Source organism: Mesorhizobium sp. Z1-4 (assembly GCF_004000235.1).
Taxonomy (GTDB): domain Bacteria; phylum Pseudomonadota; class Alphaproteobacteria; order Rhizobiales; family Rhizobiaceae; genus RCIO01.
This window is the reverse complement of record NZ_RCIO01000002.1, coordinates 570112-587260: the sequence shown is the minus strand read 5'-3', so window position 1 is coordinate 587260 and position 17149 is coordinate 570112. Positions and strand designations below refer to the sequence as shown.

Below are 17149 nucleotides of genomic sequence, written 5' to 3'. Positions count from 1 at the left end.
TTGCTGTTCTGTTGCCGCGTGATCGTCCGGGTATCCAATCATCCAGGCGACATCGAAACCGTCGAAGGGCCAGGTCGATTGCGACAGTAAACCCGGGTTTTGCCGAGGTCATGATCGAGATACCAATTGAAACCAGCGATTGGCAGAAAGTCACTCAGCATCCTGAATATTATCAGATGCCTGCTCGCGTAACTGATCAAACGGCGTCTGCTGCCCAGTAAGCTCCATTATCGGCATATACCTTTGTGTTAGCGTCCGCATCGCGTGCCCGCTCAGCTCGAGAATGCCTCGGCGAACCAGATAATCCAAAGTTGGGCGGAACATCGGCGTGTTAGTCGTTGCGCCTCCCGTGCTCATCAGCAACGCAAAGAGACTGCTTTTCCTTTCGGCCGAGCCGGGAGCAGCATCCATTACGCGCACGATCTCCGCAATGAGCTCCCACGAAAAATCCGATCTTGTAAACATGCCTGGCCTAATCAAACCGTTTAACCTTTTACAGGCATCGCCAGCACATTCCGTAATCATCGACTGAATGGTTTGCATGTTTTTCGCGGTGTGACGGCCGGCAGGAATTTCGGTAAAAAAGGAGCAGTCTTCGGTCAGATCGTGAGTAATCTCAAACCTGATGCGCTTGTTGGTTTTCGCATAGATTTTGGCACGCGCCCCGGTTCCGACGGGCACATCGACAGCAATCGCATTTCCGATGCGAGAGATTGACACCTTTGGTTGATGAAGACCGGCAGTTGCTCGGTAGTTTCGCGCGAAAAGTACCTGGGCAATCCGAAACACCTTGCCAATAGGATCATCGCTACGTCGTTCCCAATAGGTCTCTACCGTCTTCAGGTTATAAGTTGGGTCGCCAATAATTTCGTATTGATGACCTGCGTGCCGATGAACTCGCTGTAGAACGAACCCTACAGCCTGTCTGACATAGGCTTCAGCCGCCTCCTGAAAGAGCCCCGGCAATGTGACCAGTCCGACTGCCCCTATTAAGCAGTTATCGTTCTCGTCGAGGATTGTCTCTTCGCCCTCATGGCGACCACGACGCTGCGATAAGAAATGATACTCTTCAAACTGGAAACCTTCCCGGCGGTACTGAGTTATTAGATCGCGCTCTAGGCTATGTCGGATAAAACGGGTCGGATTTAGTGCAAGGTCAGCCGAAAGCCAAAACTCTGATGGACCATGGCTAGGGTCACTTCTTGTAGTAATCCCTATCTTTCCGCCGATAAGTGGAAAACCAGATGGATAGCGAAGCATGTGCTTGCGCCGGGTACGAAATTCGGCACTCCGCTTCCGGCGACTGGATCCTTGGAGCGAGCCCAAAAAGGGCATCTCCCAACGATTGGCATCCACTGGAGTTCTTTTATCCGGCAGCATCTCAGGAGGCCTTCCAATAGCTCTCCTTATCAATTCTGGCGTATTAGTCTCGCCGGACGCAGATAAACCCGTAATTGATATCTGAACTCTGTCATACCTAGCTTCATCAATTGAGAAGTCGCCAATAACATCACTCAGACTATTCAGATAATTGGTCATATTAGGGTATACTGTGTAGGGCCATTCGCACGCGGCTAACATCGGCGGCGAAATTGCGGTGGATGGCAAGCGAAATCGACGAACGCACCCTGATTTAGCGGATCGTTTTGAAGGACCAGGCAAGTGAAATTCAAGATGCTGCTATCGGCGCTAGCGACCCTGTCGTTGGGATCAACTGCGGGGGCGAATGGTCCAGGAGGAGCTTTGCCCGGCAGTTACGATGAACTCGCCATGAGCCTGATACAAGGAGGCTGGTCGTTTCGCAGCCTCGACGGGGCGACCAAAGACAAGCCAGTCCCCATTGTCCACCGCAAGGGCCCTGGCTCAAACTCAAGCTTGAAGATCGAGTATTCGTTTTGCGTATTAAGCCAGAGCGACCTCGGTGGCGGATCGGCCAGAATTGTGTGGCAGGGCGACGGCAATCTCGTTGGCAAGATCGGCGTTGGCAGCTGCGAACACATCGAAGGATTTTCGACGCGAACGATGGTCGCCTATCCAGAAGGTGCCAGCCTGGTGTTGTTCTTCAAGCGTGTGGGCGAAGCGTCCTATTGATGTAAGCCGACATCTGGTAAACCCGGGTTTACCATCGAACAACAGTCCCCCTGCAGGTGCTCGATGCTCACCACGACTGTTGCCAAATGTTGCCAACCCAGCAACCAACTCAGCTACAATTGAGATACATATGGGCTATTTTGCACAAGCCAAGCGTCAACTAAGCCTCTGTTATTACTATATAAAATACAGATGTTTTGCAAAACGAGCTTTGTTGACATCGTAGGGGTCACAGGTTCAATCCCTGTCACGCCCACCATCCAAACATCGCTATTCCGGCGTCGCTGCCACCTTTACCCCGTCTCCGATCTGATCTGTCGGAAACAGGATTACTGCGTCGCCCTCGGCAAGGCCTGAAAGCACCTGCGCGCGCTCCACGGACCGGTGGCCGATCTCGACTTCGCGCAACTCTGCCTTCCCGTCGTGCACGGCAAACACCTGCCACACACCGCGTCGCCGGAAGAGCGCGCTGGTCGGCACGGTCACAACATCGTCGCTGGACCACACCACCAGGCTAGCCTTGACGCCATATCCCGAACCCAGTCCCTCGGGCGCGTCGACCAGTGCCACAATCACGTTGACCCGCTGTTCCTGAACGCCGAGTGCGGAAATCTGCGTGAAGGCGTCAGGCTCGATCATTCGCACCCTTCCCTCGAGCGTCCCCTCCCCGCCCCAATCGTCGATCCGCGCGATATTGCCCTCCCTGATACGCACGGCATCCTCCGAAAGGACGTCAACGACAACCTCAAGTGCTTCCACGTCGCCGATCTCGATCAGAGGCGTACCGGCCTGAACGATACGGTCGTTCTTTTCGACCACCCGCAGGACACGCCCGGCATTGGGTGCCGTAACCACGGCCGGCTCGCCGACGCCTTCGTCGGGATTGGCACCGGACAGCGCTGCCTCGGCGGCCGACAACTCGGCTTCTGCGGCGCGCAAAGTCGCCTGAGCCGAGGCGAGTTGCTGGAGAGCCGTCGCGAGCGCCAGCTGGTCACGCTCAAGAATGGTCCGGCTTACGGTGGCCGATTCCGCCAGCGCTGCGCTTCGTTCGGCTTCGCGCTCGGCCTGCTCGGCCCGGGCCCGCGCTTCGGCCACCCGCGAAATCGCCTCGGCCCTGCGAGCCGCCGCCGCTTCAGCCTGCGCCTGCAGGATTTTCAGTTTTCTCGGGTCTTCGGGCACCGGATACACATAAGCGACCGGAGCCCCGTCAATAACCGTATCCCCTTCGGTCAGGGCAATCCGCGCCAGCCGCCCCGCCACCGGTGCGGCAACGACATAGCGGCTGCGCACCCGCGTGCGCCCTTCTTCCACGATTGCGACGTCCAGGGCCTGCCTGGCAACCGCGCCGGTTTCGACCTCCACCCCACGATCGCTGGAGACCAGCCACAACGCGGCACCGGCGATGGCGATGCCGCCAATTCCCAAAAACAGCCAACGGCTTAATCTTTTCATCGGCCAGGCACCTATTCTCTCGTCTTGAGGACCTCGACAAGGTCCATGCTGTCAAGCCGGCGGCGCACGATCCAGCCGCTGGCGAGCGCGGCAGCGATCGTGATGACCGCCGCCCAGAAATAGGTCGTCGTGCTGACGACCAGCGGAATTCGGTAGGTTTCGGATTGCAATCCGGCCACAACGCCTGCCGCCATCCAGTAGCCCAGTAGCCAGCCGAGCGGTATCGCCGCCAGCGTGGTAACGCCCTGCTCTCCGAGCAGCAGCACCGCAACTTCCGTGCGGGTGAAACCGAGCACGCGAAGGCTGGCCAGCTCGCGGCCGCGTTCCGACAACGCAACCCGCGCTCCGTTGTAGATGACGGCAACGGCGATCACGCTGGAGAAACCGAGAATGAAAAAAACCGAGATGAAGAGCTGATCGGCCATCTGCTTTTCGAACGAAGCCAGCGTTTCGCCGGGCGACACGACGCCTGAGACGCCCGGGAGGCTCTTCAGGCGTTTGTTGAGCGCCGCCCGCTCCTCTTCGTCGACAGAAAGATATGCTCCGGTGATGGTCCGAGGCCCGCCCGTCAGCCGCTGAAGCGCATCGATATCCATGTAGGCGGCAACGCCGACAAAATCCTCTACGACACCCGCAACGGGGATACGGGCGGTGTGCCGCTTCCCTTCCAGCATCTCGACATCGACGCCGTCGCCCGCGGCAAGGCCGAGTTGCCCGGCGAGGATTTCACTCACCATCAGTCCTTCGGGCGGCAGGGGCTGGCGACCGCCGCCGGTTGTCACGATCTGGCGAAGTTTGGAACCCTGCTCCAGTCCGGTGATCGCCAGTTCCTTGTCGATATGGCCGGAACGCAGGCGCACCGGCACGACGCGATACGGTTCGACCCTGGTCACGCCGTCCAGATGCGCCAGATCGTAGCGCGCTTTCTCGGAAACGGGTCGGCTGAAACTGAGTGCGAGGTCTTCGCGTTGCGCCACACGGAACTGGATATCCATCATGTAGGCAACACCGTCGAACATGAACATGCCGATAACCAGAATGGCGACCGCAAATGAAATCCCGATCGTGGAAACGACGCCGCGCATCGGCTGCCGTTCCATGTTGCGCAGGATCATTCGGCCGGCCGCAGGCAGCATCCGGCCCAGCCCCAGTCGCTCGAACAGTCCGGCACGGAAAGTCGCGGGCGGTTCGGGCCGCATCGCTTCTGCCGGCGGCAACGAAACCGCGCGGCGCACGGCCCCCAGCGCACCGGCCGCGGCAGCGGCCATACTCACGCCCGCCGCAACGATGACGAGTGACCAGCTCAGCTCGTAGCGCAGCCGCGGAAAGTCGAAATAGACCCCGTATAAGTCGATCATGGCGCGTCCGAGCCACACCCCGGCACCAACGCCGATTGCGGCACCGGCCAGGACAGCGGCCATGGCGAAGCGGAAGAAATGCCCCCCAACCTCGGCATTGGAGTAGCCAAACGCCTTCAGCACCGCGATCTCGGTGCGCTGAATCGAAATCATGCGCCCAAGGACCAGGTTCAGCAAAAAGGCGGCGATACCAAGGAACACGGCCGGAATAACGGTTCCCATCGTCCGGTTGGATTCCAGTTCGTTGTTCAGGATCAGATGCGACGGCTGGTCAGCTCGCCCGTAAGCGCCAAGCCCGCCATATGGTTCGAGCAGCCTGTCCAGCCGCTCGATCACCATTTCGTGGCGAACACCCGGCGCCAGCGAAAGCACAACCTCGTTGAAGGCACCTTCCATGTCATGCGCGGATGCCAGCACGGTCCGGCTCATCCAGACGATGCCGTAGCGGTGGTCTTCCGGAAAGATTGATCCCGGCGGGACCGGATAGGCGTGTTCGGGCGAGATCGCCGTCCCGACGACGGCAAGGTCGCGCTGGCTGCCATTGATGATGGCTTTGAAAGTATCGCCGAAGTGCAGCCGGTTGGCCTTCGCGAACTTGTCGCTGACCAGCACCTCGGTGCGGTGGCGTGCCGAGATGTAGCGGCCGGATTTGATGTGTATGTCGCCGAGCATCGGCGTGCGCCGGTCGGGAATGGAAACGAAACGGCCAAGGGCGGGAACATCGAGATCGGGCATGTCGAGTGTCGCGGTCAGCGTCACACGCGTTTCGACTGCGGCCACGCCTGGAATGTTCTCGATATCGCGTCGCAGCCGCTCCGGCGCCCGCTTCAGCTGTGCCCATATCTGCGGGAAACGGGCGTCGCGATAATAGAGGTCGCGCGACAAGGCGAGCGACTCATAGGAGCCGCGCAAGGTCAGCACCGTCATCACGCCAACCGCAACAAGTGCGGCTATCGACAGCATCTGGCCGCGATGCTTCCAGATTTCGCGCAGCAGCTTCCGGTTGATCGCGCGCATTGGCCCTGTGCTCGCCTACCACTCGATCTCGTCGACGGAGGCACGGCTGGCATTCGACCTCTCCTCGACGATCTCGCCGCTGCTCATGCGAATGACCCGGTCGCCCATGGCGGCAATGGCTGCGTTGTGGGTGATGATCGCCGTCGTAGTGCCCACCTCGCTGTTCACTTGTTGAAGCACGTTGAGCACGAGCTTGCCGGTTTCCAGGTCGAGCGCGCCGGTAGGCTCGTCACACAGAAGCACGTCCGGGCGCTTTGCCACAGCTCGGGCAATCGCAACGCGCTGCTGCTCCCCGCCTGAAAGCTGCGACGGAAAATGGTCGGCCCGTGCCTCGAGTCCCACCAGTGCGAGTGCTTCGTCCGTGTTCATGGGGTGTGGTGAAATGTCGGTAACCAGCGCCACGTTCTCGCGCGCGGTCAGGCTTGGGATCAGGTTGTAGAACTGGAACACGAACCCCACGCTTTCGCGACGGTAGCGCGTCAGTTTGCGCTCGTCGGCCTTTGTGAGGTCGTGCTCGCGGTAACGGACGTTGCCGCTGGTCGGCACATCGAGGCCGCCGAGAATGTTGAGAAAGGTGCTTTTTCCGCTGCCCGATGCTCCGAGCAGCACGAGCAGTTCGCCTGACCGCAACTCGGCATTGACCGATCGCAGCGCATGCACCTGCACCTCGCCCATCTGATAGACCTTGGAAAGGTCCCTGACCTGGAAAACCGTCTCAGAACGGGGCTCGTCCCGCTTCTGCGCCTGTGCCATCTGCCTGGATCGCCTCGCCGACCGGATTCGGTCCTCAGAGTATCAACTGGCGCAATCTAATGCGAGTTGTGTGCAAGCCATTGATCCAGAACAACCGGGTAACGCTGGGCCTAGTTGTCGCTCAATGTTCTTCGCACGGCGTCTTTCCAGCCTCTGATGAGGTGCTTGCGCTCATCCACATCCATGCTGGAGTTGAACTTGCGGTCGAGCGCCCATTTTCTTGCAAACTCCTGCTGCCCGGGCCATAGGCCGGCCCGCGAACCGGCGAGCCAGGCCGCACCCAGCGCGGTGGTTTCGAGTATTTTCGGCCGGTCCACGGGAGCGTCCAGAATGTCGGCGAGGCGCTGCATCGTCCAGTCGGATGCGACCATGCCGCCATCGACGCGCAGAACCGTCGCGTCGCGGCCGCCCGGCCAGTCCTTGCGCATTGCCTCAAGCAGGTCGTGCGTTTGAAAAACGACGCTTTCCAGCGCCGCCCTGGCAAATTCGTTCGGCCCGGAGTTTCGTGTGAGGCCGAAAACAGCGCCCCGCGCATCCGCATCCCAATGCGGCGCACCGAGACCGACGAAGGCCGGAACCAGATAAACCTGCTGCGTTGGATCGGCTTTCGCCGCCATGGCACCGGTGTCGGCGGCTCGGCGCACAACCTTCAGCCCGTCGCGCAGCCATTGAACGGCGGCACCCGCAATGAAAATCGATCCTTCGAGCGCGTAGGTTGCCTTGCCGTCGAACTGATACGCGATTGTGGTCAGCAGGCGGTTCCTGGATCGCACCATTTTGTCTCCGGTATTGAGAACCGCGAAACAGCCCGTGCCATAGGTTGATTTCATCGTGCCCGGCTCGAAACAGGCCTGCCCGATCGTCGCCGCATGCTGGTCGCCGGCCACGCCGAGAATTGGGATTTCGGCTCCGAAGAGCTTCTTCTCGGTGACCCCGAAATCGGCGGCGCAGTCCTTCACGTCGGCCATCAGTTGAGGCGGAACGTCAAGGATGTTCAACAGTTCCTCATCCCACTGTCCTTTGGCGATGTTGTAGAGCAGTGTGCGGGAGGCATTGGTGGCATCGGTCGCGTGCGACTTGCCGCCGGTAAGTCGCCAGATCAGAAAAGTGTCGATCGTGCCGGCAACAAGGGCACCTTTGCGTGCAAGCCCCCGCGCGCCCCTCACATTGTCGAGCAGCCAGGCGATCTTGGTGCCTGAAAAATAGGGATCGAGCAGCAGCCCGGTCTTCTTCGAGAACGTCGGCTCAAGCCCTTTCTTCCTGAGCTTCGCGCAAAGAGGCGCGGTGCGCCTGTCCTGCCACACGATCGCATTGTGGATCGGCTTGCCTGTCTCGCGATCCCAGATGACGACGGTCTCGCGCTGGTTGGTGATGCCGATCGCAGCGATATCCCGCGCATCCAGCTTGGCCTTGCGCAGCGCTGCGCGAATGGTCGATACGACGCTCTTCCAGATTTCGTCGGGGTTGTGCTCGACCCAGCCGGACGCAGGAAAATGCTGCGGAAACTCCTTCTGGCCCGTGGCGACGACTTTCATTTTCTCGTCGAAGATGATCGCCCGGCTCGACGTCGTGCCCTGGTCGATCGCCAGCACATATTCGCGTGCCATATCGCTCTCCTTGTTGTCGACGTCCGCCGCTCAGCTCTGGGATACCTGTCCGGTCTTTTTGCTGACCGCAGCGCGCAGATAGGCGCCGAGCTTCCGTGCATCCTGCTTCGAAACCGCAAGCCCTCGCTTCGTGCGCCGCCACAAGACATCTTCGGCCTTCAGCGCCCATTCATTCTCGACCAGATAGTCGACTTCAGCCTGGTAGAGGTCGGCGCCAAAATGCGTCCCCAGATCCCCTAGCCCACTCGCATCGCCCAATATGTACCGGGCCCGCGTTCCGTAGAGCCGCATGAGACGGCGGGCATGACGGTGGCTCAGATACGGATGTTCGCGCTCAAGACCGTCGACCAGCGTATCGAAAGCTTCCGCAGCGAAATCCCCGCCGGGCAGCACAGCCCCCGAGGTCCATGCCGGCTGGCGTACTCCGATCGCTTTGGAGAACATGTCGACCACCTCTTCGGCGAGGTGCCGGTAGGTCGTGAGCTTGCCGCCGAAGATGTTGATCAAAGGTGCGGCGCCGTCACCGCCTTCAAAACGCAGCACGTAGTCGCGTGTCGTCTCCTGCGCCTTCGACGCACCATCGTCGAACAGCGGTCGAACGCCCGAATACGTCCAGACGATGTCGTCGCGGGTCACCGGCTCGCGGAAGTAGCCGCTCGCCCCTTTGCAAAGATAGTCGATCTCCGTGTCGGTGATACGGGCGTTCGAAGGATCGTCGTCGAAATCCTGATCGGTGGTGCCGATCAGCGTAAAATCCTCTTCGTAAGGAATTGCAAAAAATATTCGACCATCGCCGTTCTGGAAAAAATAGGCACGTTCGCCCTCGAATTTTCGCTTGATGACGATATGGCTGCCCTGAACGAGGCGGATATTGTCGACGTCGTTACGGCCCATCGCACCGGCAAGCACGGCATCTACCCAGGGCCCGGCGGCATTGACGAGCAGCTTCGCGCACACGGTTGTCCGCTTGCCGGTGACCGAATTCTCCATAGTCACCGACCAGAGGCCGTCATTGCCGCGGGTGGTCTCGACCACGCGATGCCGCGTGCGGATATCGGCGCCGAGGTCTGCGGCGGAACGGGCGTTGAGAACGACCAGCCGCGCGTCATTGACCCAACAGTCGGAAAATTCAAACGCGTTCACGAAATCGGGCTTCAGCGGTACGCCTGCGGGATCCTTGCGCAGATTGAGCATCTTCGTGGCCGGCAATTTCTTGCGCCCGCCGAGATAGTCATAAAGGAAGAGCCCAAGCCTCAGCAGCCACCGAGGCCGAAGTCCGCTGTGATGAGGCAGGACCAGCCGCAGCGGCCAGATAATGTGCGGCGCCATGCCCCACAGAACCTCCCGCTCCATGAGTGCTTCGCGCACCAGCCGGAATTCGTAATGCTCCAGATAACGCAGACCGCCGTGAATAAGTTTGGTCGCCGCCGAAGATGTTCCCGACCCGAGGTCGTTCATCTCGGCAAGGAAAACGGAATAGCCGCGGCCGGCGGCATCGCGCGCGATGCCGCATCCATTGATGCCGCCGCCGATCACAAATACGTCGTATGAGGCTGAAGGTCCCAATCAGCTCCCCGGGGTGCTTCCATTCAAGGGCATTGCGCTAGCATAGAAAGGCTGCCCGAAACAGGACTGCGGCGCCACATCGGGCTGGCACACAAAAATGCAGCCGCACGATTGATTTGGGCGCGTGCCAGCCGCTAACACTGACCGATCATTCTCCGGGAGGTGCTAGCATGACAGGTAAGGGCGAAAAGCCGAAACTCCGCTCGCGGCAATGGTTCGACAACCCGGACAATCCCGCGATGACGGTACTCTACCTGGAGCGTTATCTGAATTACGGGCTAACCCGCGAAGAGCTTCAGAGCGGCAAGCCGATAATCGGCATCGCGCAAACCGGCTCCGATCTCTCGCCCTGCAACCGCCACCACATTGAACTCGCCAAACGCGTGCGCGACGGCATCACCGCCGCCGGCGGACTTGTCTTCGAGTTTCCCTGCCATCCGATCCAGGAAACTGGCAAGCGCCCGACTGCCTCGCTCGACCGCAACCTCGCCTATCTGTCGCTGGTGGAGGTTCTTTACGGTTACCCGCTCGACGGCGTGGTGCTCACAATCGGCTGCGACAAGACCACACCGGCACTTCTGATGGCGGCGGCCACGGTGAATCTGCCTGCGATCGCGCTGTCGGTCGGCCCCATGTTGAACGGGTGGCACGAAGGCGAACGCACCGGCTCGGGCACCATCGTCTGGAAGGCGCGCGAACTGCTCGCCGCAGGCGAGATCGATATCGATGAATACACCGACCTTATCGCGTCGTCGGCGCCTTCGGTCGGCCACTGCAATACGATGGGTACGGCGACCACCATGAACAGCCTGGCAGAGGCGCTGGGCATGCAACTGCCGGGCTCCGCCGCAATTCCCGCCCCATATCGCGAACGCGGCCAGATGGCTTACCGCACCGGCGGGCGCATCGTGGATATGGTGCATGAAGACCTGAAACCCTCGGACATCATGACCCGCGAAGCGTTCGAAAACGCGATTGTGGTCAATTCCGCGATCGGCGGATCCACCAATGCGCCCATTCATCTGAATGCAATCGCGCGTCATCTTGGTGTCGCGCTCGACAATGATGACTGGCAGGCCTTGGGTCACAAGGTACCGCTCCTGGTCAATCTCCAGCCGGCCGGCGAGTATCTGGGCGAGGACTATCATCACGCCGGTGGCGTGCCGGCCGTCGTCGCCGAACTCATGAAGGAAAAGCTGCTTCCAAATCCGCAAGCACTGACGGCAAACGGCAAGACAATTGGCGAAAACTGCGAAGCCGCGCCAAACCGCGACCCGCGCGTCATCCACCCGCTATCCGACCCTCTGGTGCGTGACGCCGGCTTCATCAACCTGCGCGGCAATCTGTTCGACAGCGCGATCATGAAGACCAGCGTGATTTCGAAGGAATTCCGCGACCGCTATCTCTCCGATCCTCAAGATCCGGATGCGTTCGAGGGCAAGGCGGTCGTCTTCGAAGGCACCGAAGACTACCATGACCGCATTGAAGACCCCGATCTGGGCATCGACGAACACTCAATCCTTTTCATGCGCGGTGCGGGCCCGATCGGCTATCCGGGTGCCGCGGAGGTGGTGAACATGCAACCTCCCGCGAGCCTGCTCAAGAAAGGCATCCACTCGCTGGCCTGCATCGGCGACGGCCGACAGTCCGGAACCTCCGGGTCGCCATCCATCCTGAACGCTTCACCCGAGGCAGCGGTCGGCGGCGGGCTGGCGCTGCTGAAAACCGGCGATCGGGTGCGCATAGACCTGCGCAAGGGCGCGGCCAACATTCTGATCACCGACGAGGAGCTTGCGCAGCGCCGGGCCGAACTCGATGCCAAAGGCGGCTACGCGTATCCCGAAAGCCAGACACCCTGGCAGGAAATCCAGCGCGGTATTGTCGATCAGCTGTCAGAAGGCATGGTTCTCAAACCTGCGGTGAAATACCAGCGCGTCGCCGACACCAAGGGCATCCCGCGCGACAATCACTGAGAGCCACCCCGCCGTGGCAACGGAACGGTACTAGAACCGCGCCATCTCGGCGCGAACCTTGTCCTGAAAGGCCCGCAGCTCATCGGGGCCTCTGTTGTTCATGTCATAGAGCGCGAGGTATCTGGGCCGCGGCGCGCCACGGAATGTTCCCCAGGCCCAGCGGCTGGCCAGGAGCCGCGGCGGATCGCCCATGATCATGGTGCGAAAGCGCGTGCCGCCATATGTGGCGACAAAAACCACCCTCCTGATCTTGCGCAGTTTGGGCACCAGCTTCCCGCTGTCCGGCCCATCCGACATTTCAAACGAAACGCCGGGTATGAACACGCGGTCGAAATAGCCCTTCAGAATCGCGGGGTAGCCAAAATTCCAGACCGGGTGAACGAAGACGATGCCTTCGGCCGCCAGCAGCCTTTCGACATATGGACGCAAACTGTCGGTAATATTGCCGGGCACATCGTGATAGTTGATGCGTTCTTCGCGGCTCATCGCGGCCTCGAAGTTTTCCTCATGGAGGTTGAGCGCATCCACTTCGTGGCCGCCCGCCGCCAGTGCTTCGCATGCGGCGTGATAGAGAGACCGGTTGTAGCTTGTTTCCACCGGGTGGGCGTGAACAACGAGCACGCGCATCAGGTTTGGCCCTGCGTCTTACATTCGCTGGCGGTCTGCACGCAAACGGTCGCTTCCAATCCCCAACCTCCTTTGGCAAGCGAGCGGTGCGTCTGGATAACCGCACCTCCCGCCGGTCCTATATGTGGCGTTTCGTGCGATCAACAGACCGGTGAATACTCTCTGCTTCCTTTGCGAGCGCACAGGCAGCGCTTCTTCAGACACAAAATGATACACAACCGGTCGTGCTGGACGGCGCCCTACCTTACCGCGAATTAATGATTTCTCTGCTGCAAGGCCCAAATTTCGCTGTCATAAGGTGATCAGCTACCGTACGGCGCGGGTGCGTCAGTCGCTGCATGCGTCATGGGGCGGCAAGCCGCCACGCATCCGCTGGAGACATTCATGGCGTTCTGGAAACAGCTCATCATAACGCTGGTTGTGCTCGTGCTCGCCGCAGGCGTGTGGGCGCGCTTCTTTCCCGGCGCCCAGGAGATACTTTCGCGCCTTGGGCTTGACTGGATTCCCGTTGCAACCGCGACAACGGCCGGCTCGGATGCACCTGAGCGTGGCCCTGCGCGCCGTGGCGGCATGCGCCAGCAGCCTGTCATCGCCGAGCCGGTCGGTACCGCAACGATCAACGACCGCCTTTCGGCGATCGGCACGGGACGAGCCATCCGCTCCGTCGTTGTAACGCCGTTCACCTCGGGCCGGCTCACCGAACTGCTGGTGCAATCCGGCGCAACCGTCGCGGAAGGCGACATCATCGCCCGGCTCGATTCCGAAGCAGAAGAAATCGCCGCCGACCGCGCCCGTATTGCACTCGAAAACGCGCAGGCACGGCTGGACCGCGTCAACGCGCTGCGTTCGTCGAACACGGTCACGCAGGTGCAACAGACCGACGCCGAGCTGGAGGTTGAGAATGCGCGCCTTGCGCTGCGCGACGCCGAGCTGTCCCTGAGCCGCCGCGCAATAGCCGCGCCCATAAATGGCACCGTCGGCATTCTGCCTGTCACACCTGGCAACCACGTGACCGCGCAGACCGAGATTGCCACCATCGACGACCGCTCGCAGATCCTTGTCGATTTCTGGGTTCCGGAGAGCTACGCCGGTGCGCTTCGGGTCGGCGAAGAGGTCGAGGCGGCATCGATTGCCCGTCCTTCGGACATTTACCAGGGCAAGGTCAGCGCGATCGACAACCGTATCGACGAACAGAGCCGGACGCTGCATGTGCAGGCATTGATCGCCAACCGCGATGAGACCTTGCGCGCCGGCATGTCCTTCCGCGTCACAATGCGCTTTGCCGGCGACGAATACGCCGCCGTCAACCCGCTGGCGATTCAATGGGGCGCAGACGGCGCCTATGTCTGGCTTGTCGACGATGGTGTAGGCCGAAGGCTCTCCGTGCAGATTATCCAGCGCAATACGGACACGGTTCTGATCGAAGCCGATGTGCTGCCGGGCGCCCTTGTGGTGACCGAGGGGATCCACGCCGTGCGCGAGGGCCAGCCGGTGCTTCTCGCGAACGACGCCGACCCGGCAGACGGCAACCGGAGTGGCTCACAAGGGGACGGCTGAGATGTCCGCAATCGACAGTTCGGTGAAGGCGCAAAGTGGCCTGACCGCACTTTTCATCCGCCGCCCGGTTCTGGCTTTTGTCATCAACACGCTGATTGCCGTCGCCGGCCTCGCGGCTTTCTTCGGCGTCGAGATACGCGAGCTCCCCGATGTCGACCGCCCGGTTATCACCGTGCGCGCCGACTATCCCGGGGCCTCGGCGGAATCGATCGACCGCGAGGTAACCGCAATTCTCGAGGGCGCGGTGTCGCGCGTTTCGGGCGTCAAATCCATCTCGTCGAGTTCGTCCTTCGGCTCCAGCCGCGTGACGGTCGAGTTTGGCGATTCGGCAGATCTGGATACGGCCGCGTCCGACATGCGGGATGCCGTCGGGCGCATCGCCAACCAGCTTCCCGACGATATCGAGACCCCGCGCATCATCAAGGCCGACGCTGACGCGCAGGCTGTCGTTCGGCTTGCTGTCACCTCCGACCGCATGAGCGTACAGGATATGACGGTTCTGGTCGAAGACCAGATCGTCGACAGCTTTGCCGCAGTACCGGGCGTAGCCGACGTTCAGGTCTATGGCGACCGCGACAAGGTGTTTCGCATCGACATCAACCAGGCGAAGCTCGCGAGCCTCGGGCTGACAATTGCCGACGTGCGCGGCGCGTTGAGTTCGATGTCTTTCGATGCGCCGGCTGGTTCGCTGACCAGCAGCACCCAGGACCTGATTGTCCGCGCAACTGCCACGGTGACGACGCCGGAGGAGTTCGAAAACCTCATCATCAACCGGCGCGTCCGTCTTGGCGAGATCGCAACGGTGACGCTTGGAGCGGACCTCAACGAAAGCCAGTTGCGCGCCAACGGACAGACCGGAATCGGCCTTGGCATCGTGCGCCAGGCGCAATCCAACACGCTGGAGATTTCACAGGGCGTGCATGCTGCTGCCGACGAGGTTCAAAAACGCCTGCCGGAGGGCATGACGATCCGCGTCACCAGCGACGACGCCACCTTCATCAACGGCGCAATCCACGAGGTCGAGATCGCGCTGGCGATTTCGGTCACGGTCGTTCTTCTGGTCATCTTCATGTTCCTGCTGGACTTCCGCGCAACCATCATCCCGGGCGTTGCCATTCCCGTCGCACTGATCGGCACCGTTGCAGCTATCTACCTGGTCGGCTTCTCGATCAACATCCTGACCTTGCTGGCGCTCGTGCTTGCAACGGGCATCGTTGTCGACGACGCGATCGTGGTGCTGGAAAACATCGTGCGGCGGCGCAATGAGGGCATGGGCCCGCGGGCCGCCGCTGTGCTCGGCGCAAAGGAGGTCTTCTTCGCCGTCATCGCAACCACAGTGACGCTGATGGCAGTCTTCATTCCACTGTCGTTCCTGCCCGGCCAGACCGGCGGCCTCTTCCGCGAGTTCGGCTTTGTGCTTGCGATCGCGGTGTTCCTGTCGTCTGTTGTGGCGCTCTCTCTGTGCCCCATGCTTGCCTCGCGCTTTTTGGCGTCGGGACATGATATTCAGCATGGCAATGGCGGCGCCATCGCCGGCGCCGGCCGTTTTCTCGCCGGCATCTACCGCCGCCTTCTGACCGCAAGTCTGAATGCCCCGCTTGTGGTTCTCGTCATCACGGGCTTGCTGCTTCTGCTCGCATTGGCGCTGTTCCCGACAATCCAGCGTGAACTCACCCCACGCGAGGACCGCTCGGTAGCGTTCATGAGGGTTTCGGCACCCGAGGGCGTGAGCCTCGACTATTTTTCGCAGCGCATGCGCGAGATCGAAATGCTGATCGAGCCGTTCCGCGAGACGGGCGAAATCAGCAATACATTCGCCATGGCAGGTCGCGGCTCGCAAAACAGCGGCTTCGTGGTGATGACGCTTGCGCCCTGGGAAGAGCGCGAACGAAGCCAGCAGGAGATACTGGCCGACATACAGTCGCGGGTGGGCACGGTGCCGGGCGTCCGCGCTTTCGCGTTCCAGCCCAACAGCCTGGGCATTCGCGGCGCCGGCAATGGCCTTTCCTTCGCCGTGGTCGGCAACAATTACGCAAATCTCGGCGAAGCCGCAGCGAAGATCGTCGCCGATATGGAAAACGATCCGCTGTTCAGCCAACCCCGCCTCTCCAACGAGCCAACGCAACCGCAGCTTTCCGTCTCCATCGACCGTGAACGCGCGTCCGAGATCGGGATCGACATCGCAGGGCTGTCGGAAGCCATGCAGGCAATGCTCGACGGGCGCCAGGTCGGAACGGTTTTCGTCAACGACCGGAGTTTCGCGGTAAAGCTCGTTTCAACCACCAACCCAATCAACGATCCCACCGATCTGGAGAACATCTTCCTCAAGACCGGAGACGGCCGTTTCGTGCCGGTATCCACCATCGCCACTTTGAAGGAGCAGGCGGTGCCGCCGTCGCTCAATCGCGAGCAGCAGATGCGCTCGGTCTCGATGTCGTCCTCGCTGAGCGAGGGAACAGCGCTTGGGGAAGCCTATCAGCGCGTACTCGACATCGCCGAACCGCATCTGCCGGCCGGGGCGCGCATCATCCCGCTCGGGGAAGCCGCTACCCTTGGAGAAACATCGAGTTCTATGGGCACGATCTTCGGGTTCGCGATTATCATCATCCTGCTTGTGCTTGCGGCGCAGTTCGAAAGTTTCGTTTCCGCGATGATCATCATGGCGACTGTGCCGCTCGGCCTCGCATGCGCGGTTTTCGCGCTGCTGCTGACCGGAAGCAGCCTCAATGTCTACAGCCAGATCGGGCTCGTGCTGCTGGTCGGCATCATGGCTAAAAACGGCATTCTGATCGTGGAATTCGCCAACCAGCTGCGCGACCGGGGCTTGGGCGTGCGCGAGGCGATCGAGCAGGCATCGAATATCCGCCTGCGCCCGGTGGCCATGACAATGATCTGCACCATCATCGGCGGCTTGCCGCTCGTGCTCGCAAGCGGCGCGGGCGCCGAAGCACGCGTGGCACTGGGATGGGTGATCGTCGGCGGGCTCGGACTGTCGACGGTCTCGACCCTGATCCTGACGCCAGTCGCCTATCTGCTTCTAGGTCGTTTCGTGACACCGAAGTCGCACGAAGATGCCCGCCTCTATCGCGAGCTTGACGAAGCCGCGGCGAAAAGCAGCGCTGCTCCGGCAGAATAGCTATCGGGCCAA

At 61.0% G+C, this 17149-nt stretch carries 11 protein-coding genes; 4 read left to right on the top strand and 7 right to left on the bottom strand.

Translation table 11 applies throughout. The annotated features are described in order from the left end of the window. Positions 1-150: 150 nt before the first annotated feature. A complete protein-coding gene (locus tag EP165_RS09860) occupies positions 151-1539 on the bottom strand; it encodes a hypothetical protein (RefSeq protein ID WP_127521927.1) in 1389 nt (462 codons plus the stop codon). A gap of 123 nt (positions 1540-1662) precedes the next feature. Here EP165_RS09860 and EP165_RS09855 point away from each other — a divergent pair, with 123 nt between their 5' ends. Beyond that, a complete protein-coding gene (locus tag EP165_RS09855; protein ID WP_127521925.1) occupies positions 1663-2091 on the top strand; it encodes a hypothetical protein in 429 nt (142 codons plus the stop codon). A gap of 270 nt (positions 2092-2361) precedes the next feature. On the opposite strand, the gene EP165_RS09850 is transcribed toward EP165_RS09855, so the two are convergent. The 5 genes from EP165_RS09850 to glpD form a co-directional block, all read right to left on the bottom strand. Continuing rightward, on the bottom strand, positions 2362-3543 hold the full coding sequence (locus EP165_RS09850; protein WP_127521923.1) for an efflux RND transporter periplasmic adaptor subunit: 1182 nt from the start codon (positions 3541-3543) through the stop codon (positions 2362-2364). Positions 3544-3554: 11 nt separating this feature from the next. Then, a complete protein-coding gene (locus EP165_RS09845) occupies positions 3555-5918 on the bottom strand; it encodes an ABC transporter permease (protein WP_127521921.1) in 2364 nt (787 codons plus the stop codon). Positions 5919-5933: 15 nt separating this feature from the next. After that, positions 5934-6671 (bottom strand): ABC transporter ATP-binding protein, encoded by a 738-nt coding sequence (locus EP165_RS09840; RefSeq protein WP_127521919.1) that lies wholly within the window; start codon positions 6669-6671, stop codon positions 5934-5936. 110 nt (positions 6672-6781) lie between these two features. Beyond that, positions 6782-8278 (bottom strand): glycerol kinase GlpK, encoded by a 1497-nt coding sequence (gene glpK, locus EP165_RS09835; protein WP_127521917.1) that lies wholly within the window; start codon positions 8276-8278, stop codon positions 6782-6784. Between the two features lie 30 nt (positions 8279-8308). Continuing rightward, positions 8309-9844, bottom strand: a complete 1536-nt coding sequence (gene glpD, locus EP165_RS09830) for a glycerol-3-phosphate dehydrogenase (protein ID WP_127521915.1) — start codon at positions 9842-9844, stop codon at positions 8309-8311. 170 nt (positions 9845-10014) lie between these two features. On the opposite strand from glpD, the gene EP165_RS09825 reads away from it, so the two are divergent. Beyond that, positions 10015-11817, top strand: a complete 1803-nt coding sequence (locus EP165_RS09825; RefSeq protein WP_127521913.1) for an IlvD/Edd family dehydratase — start codon at positions 10015-10017, stop codon at positions 11815-11817. A 30-nt stretch (positions 11818-11847) separates the two neighbouring features. Here EP165_RS09825 and EP165_RS09820 read toward each other — a convergent pair whose 3' ends face one another. Continuing rightward, complete coding sequence (locus EP165_RS09820; protein ID WP_127521911.1) at positions 11848-12444, bottom strand: NAD(P)H-dependent oxidoreductase; 597 nt, start codon at positions 12442-12444, stop codon at positions 11848-11850. A 384-nt stretch (positions 12445-12828) separates the two neighbouring features. Between EP165_RS09820 and EP165_RS09815 the strand changes: the two genes are divergently transcribed. Continuing rightward, complete coding sequence (locus tag EP165_RS09815; protein WP_127521909.1) at positions 12829-14001, top strand: efflux RND transporter periplasmic adaptor subunit; 1173 nt, start codon at positions 12829-12831, stop codon at positions 13999-14001. A gap of 1 nt (position 14002) precedes the next feature. Further along, positions 14003-17137: an efflux RND transporter permease subunit gene (locus EP165_RS09810; protein WP_127521907.1), complete on the top strand. Its 3135-nt coding sequence runs from the start codon at positions 14003-14005 to the stop codon at positions 17135-17137. Positions 17138-17149 lie beyond the last annotated feature (12 nt).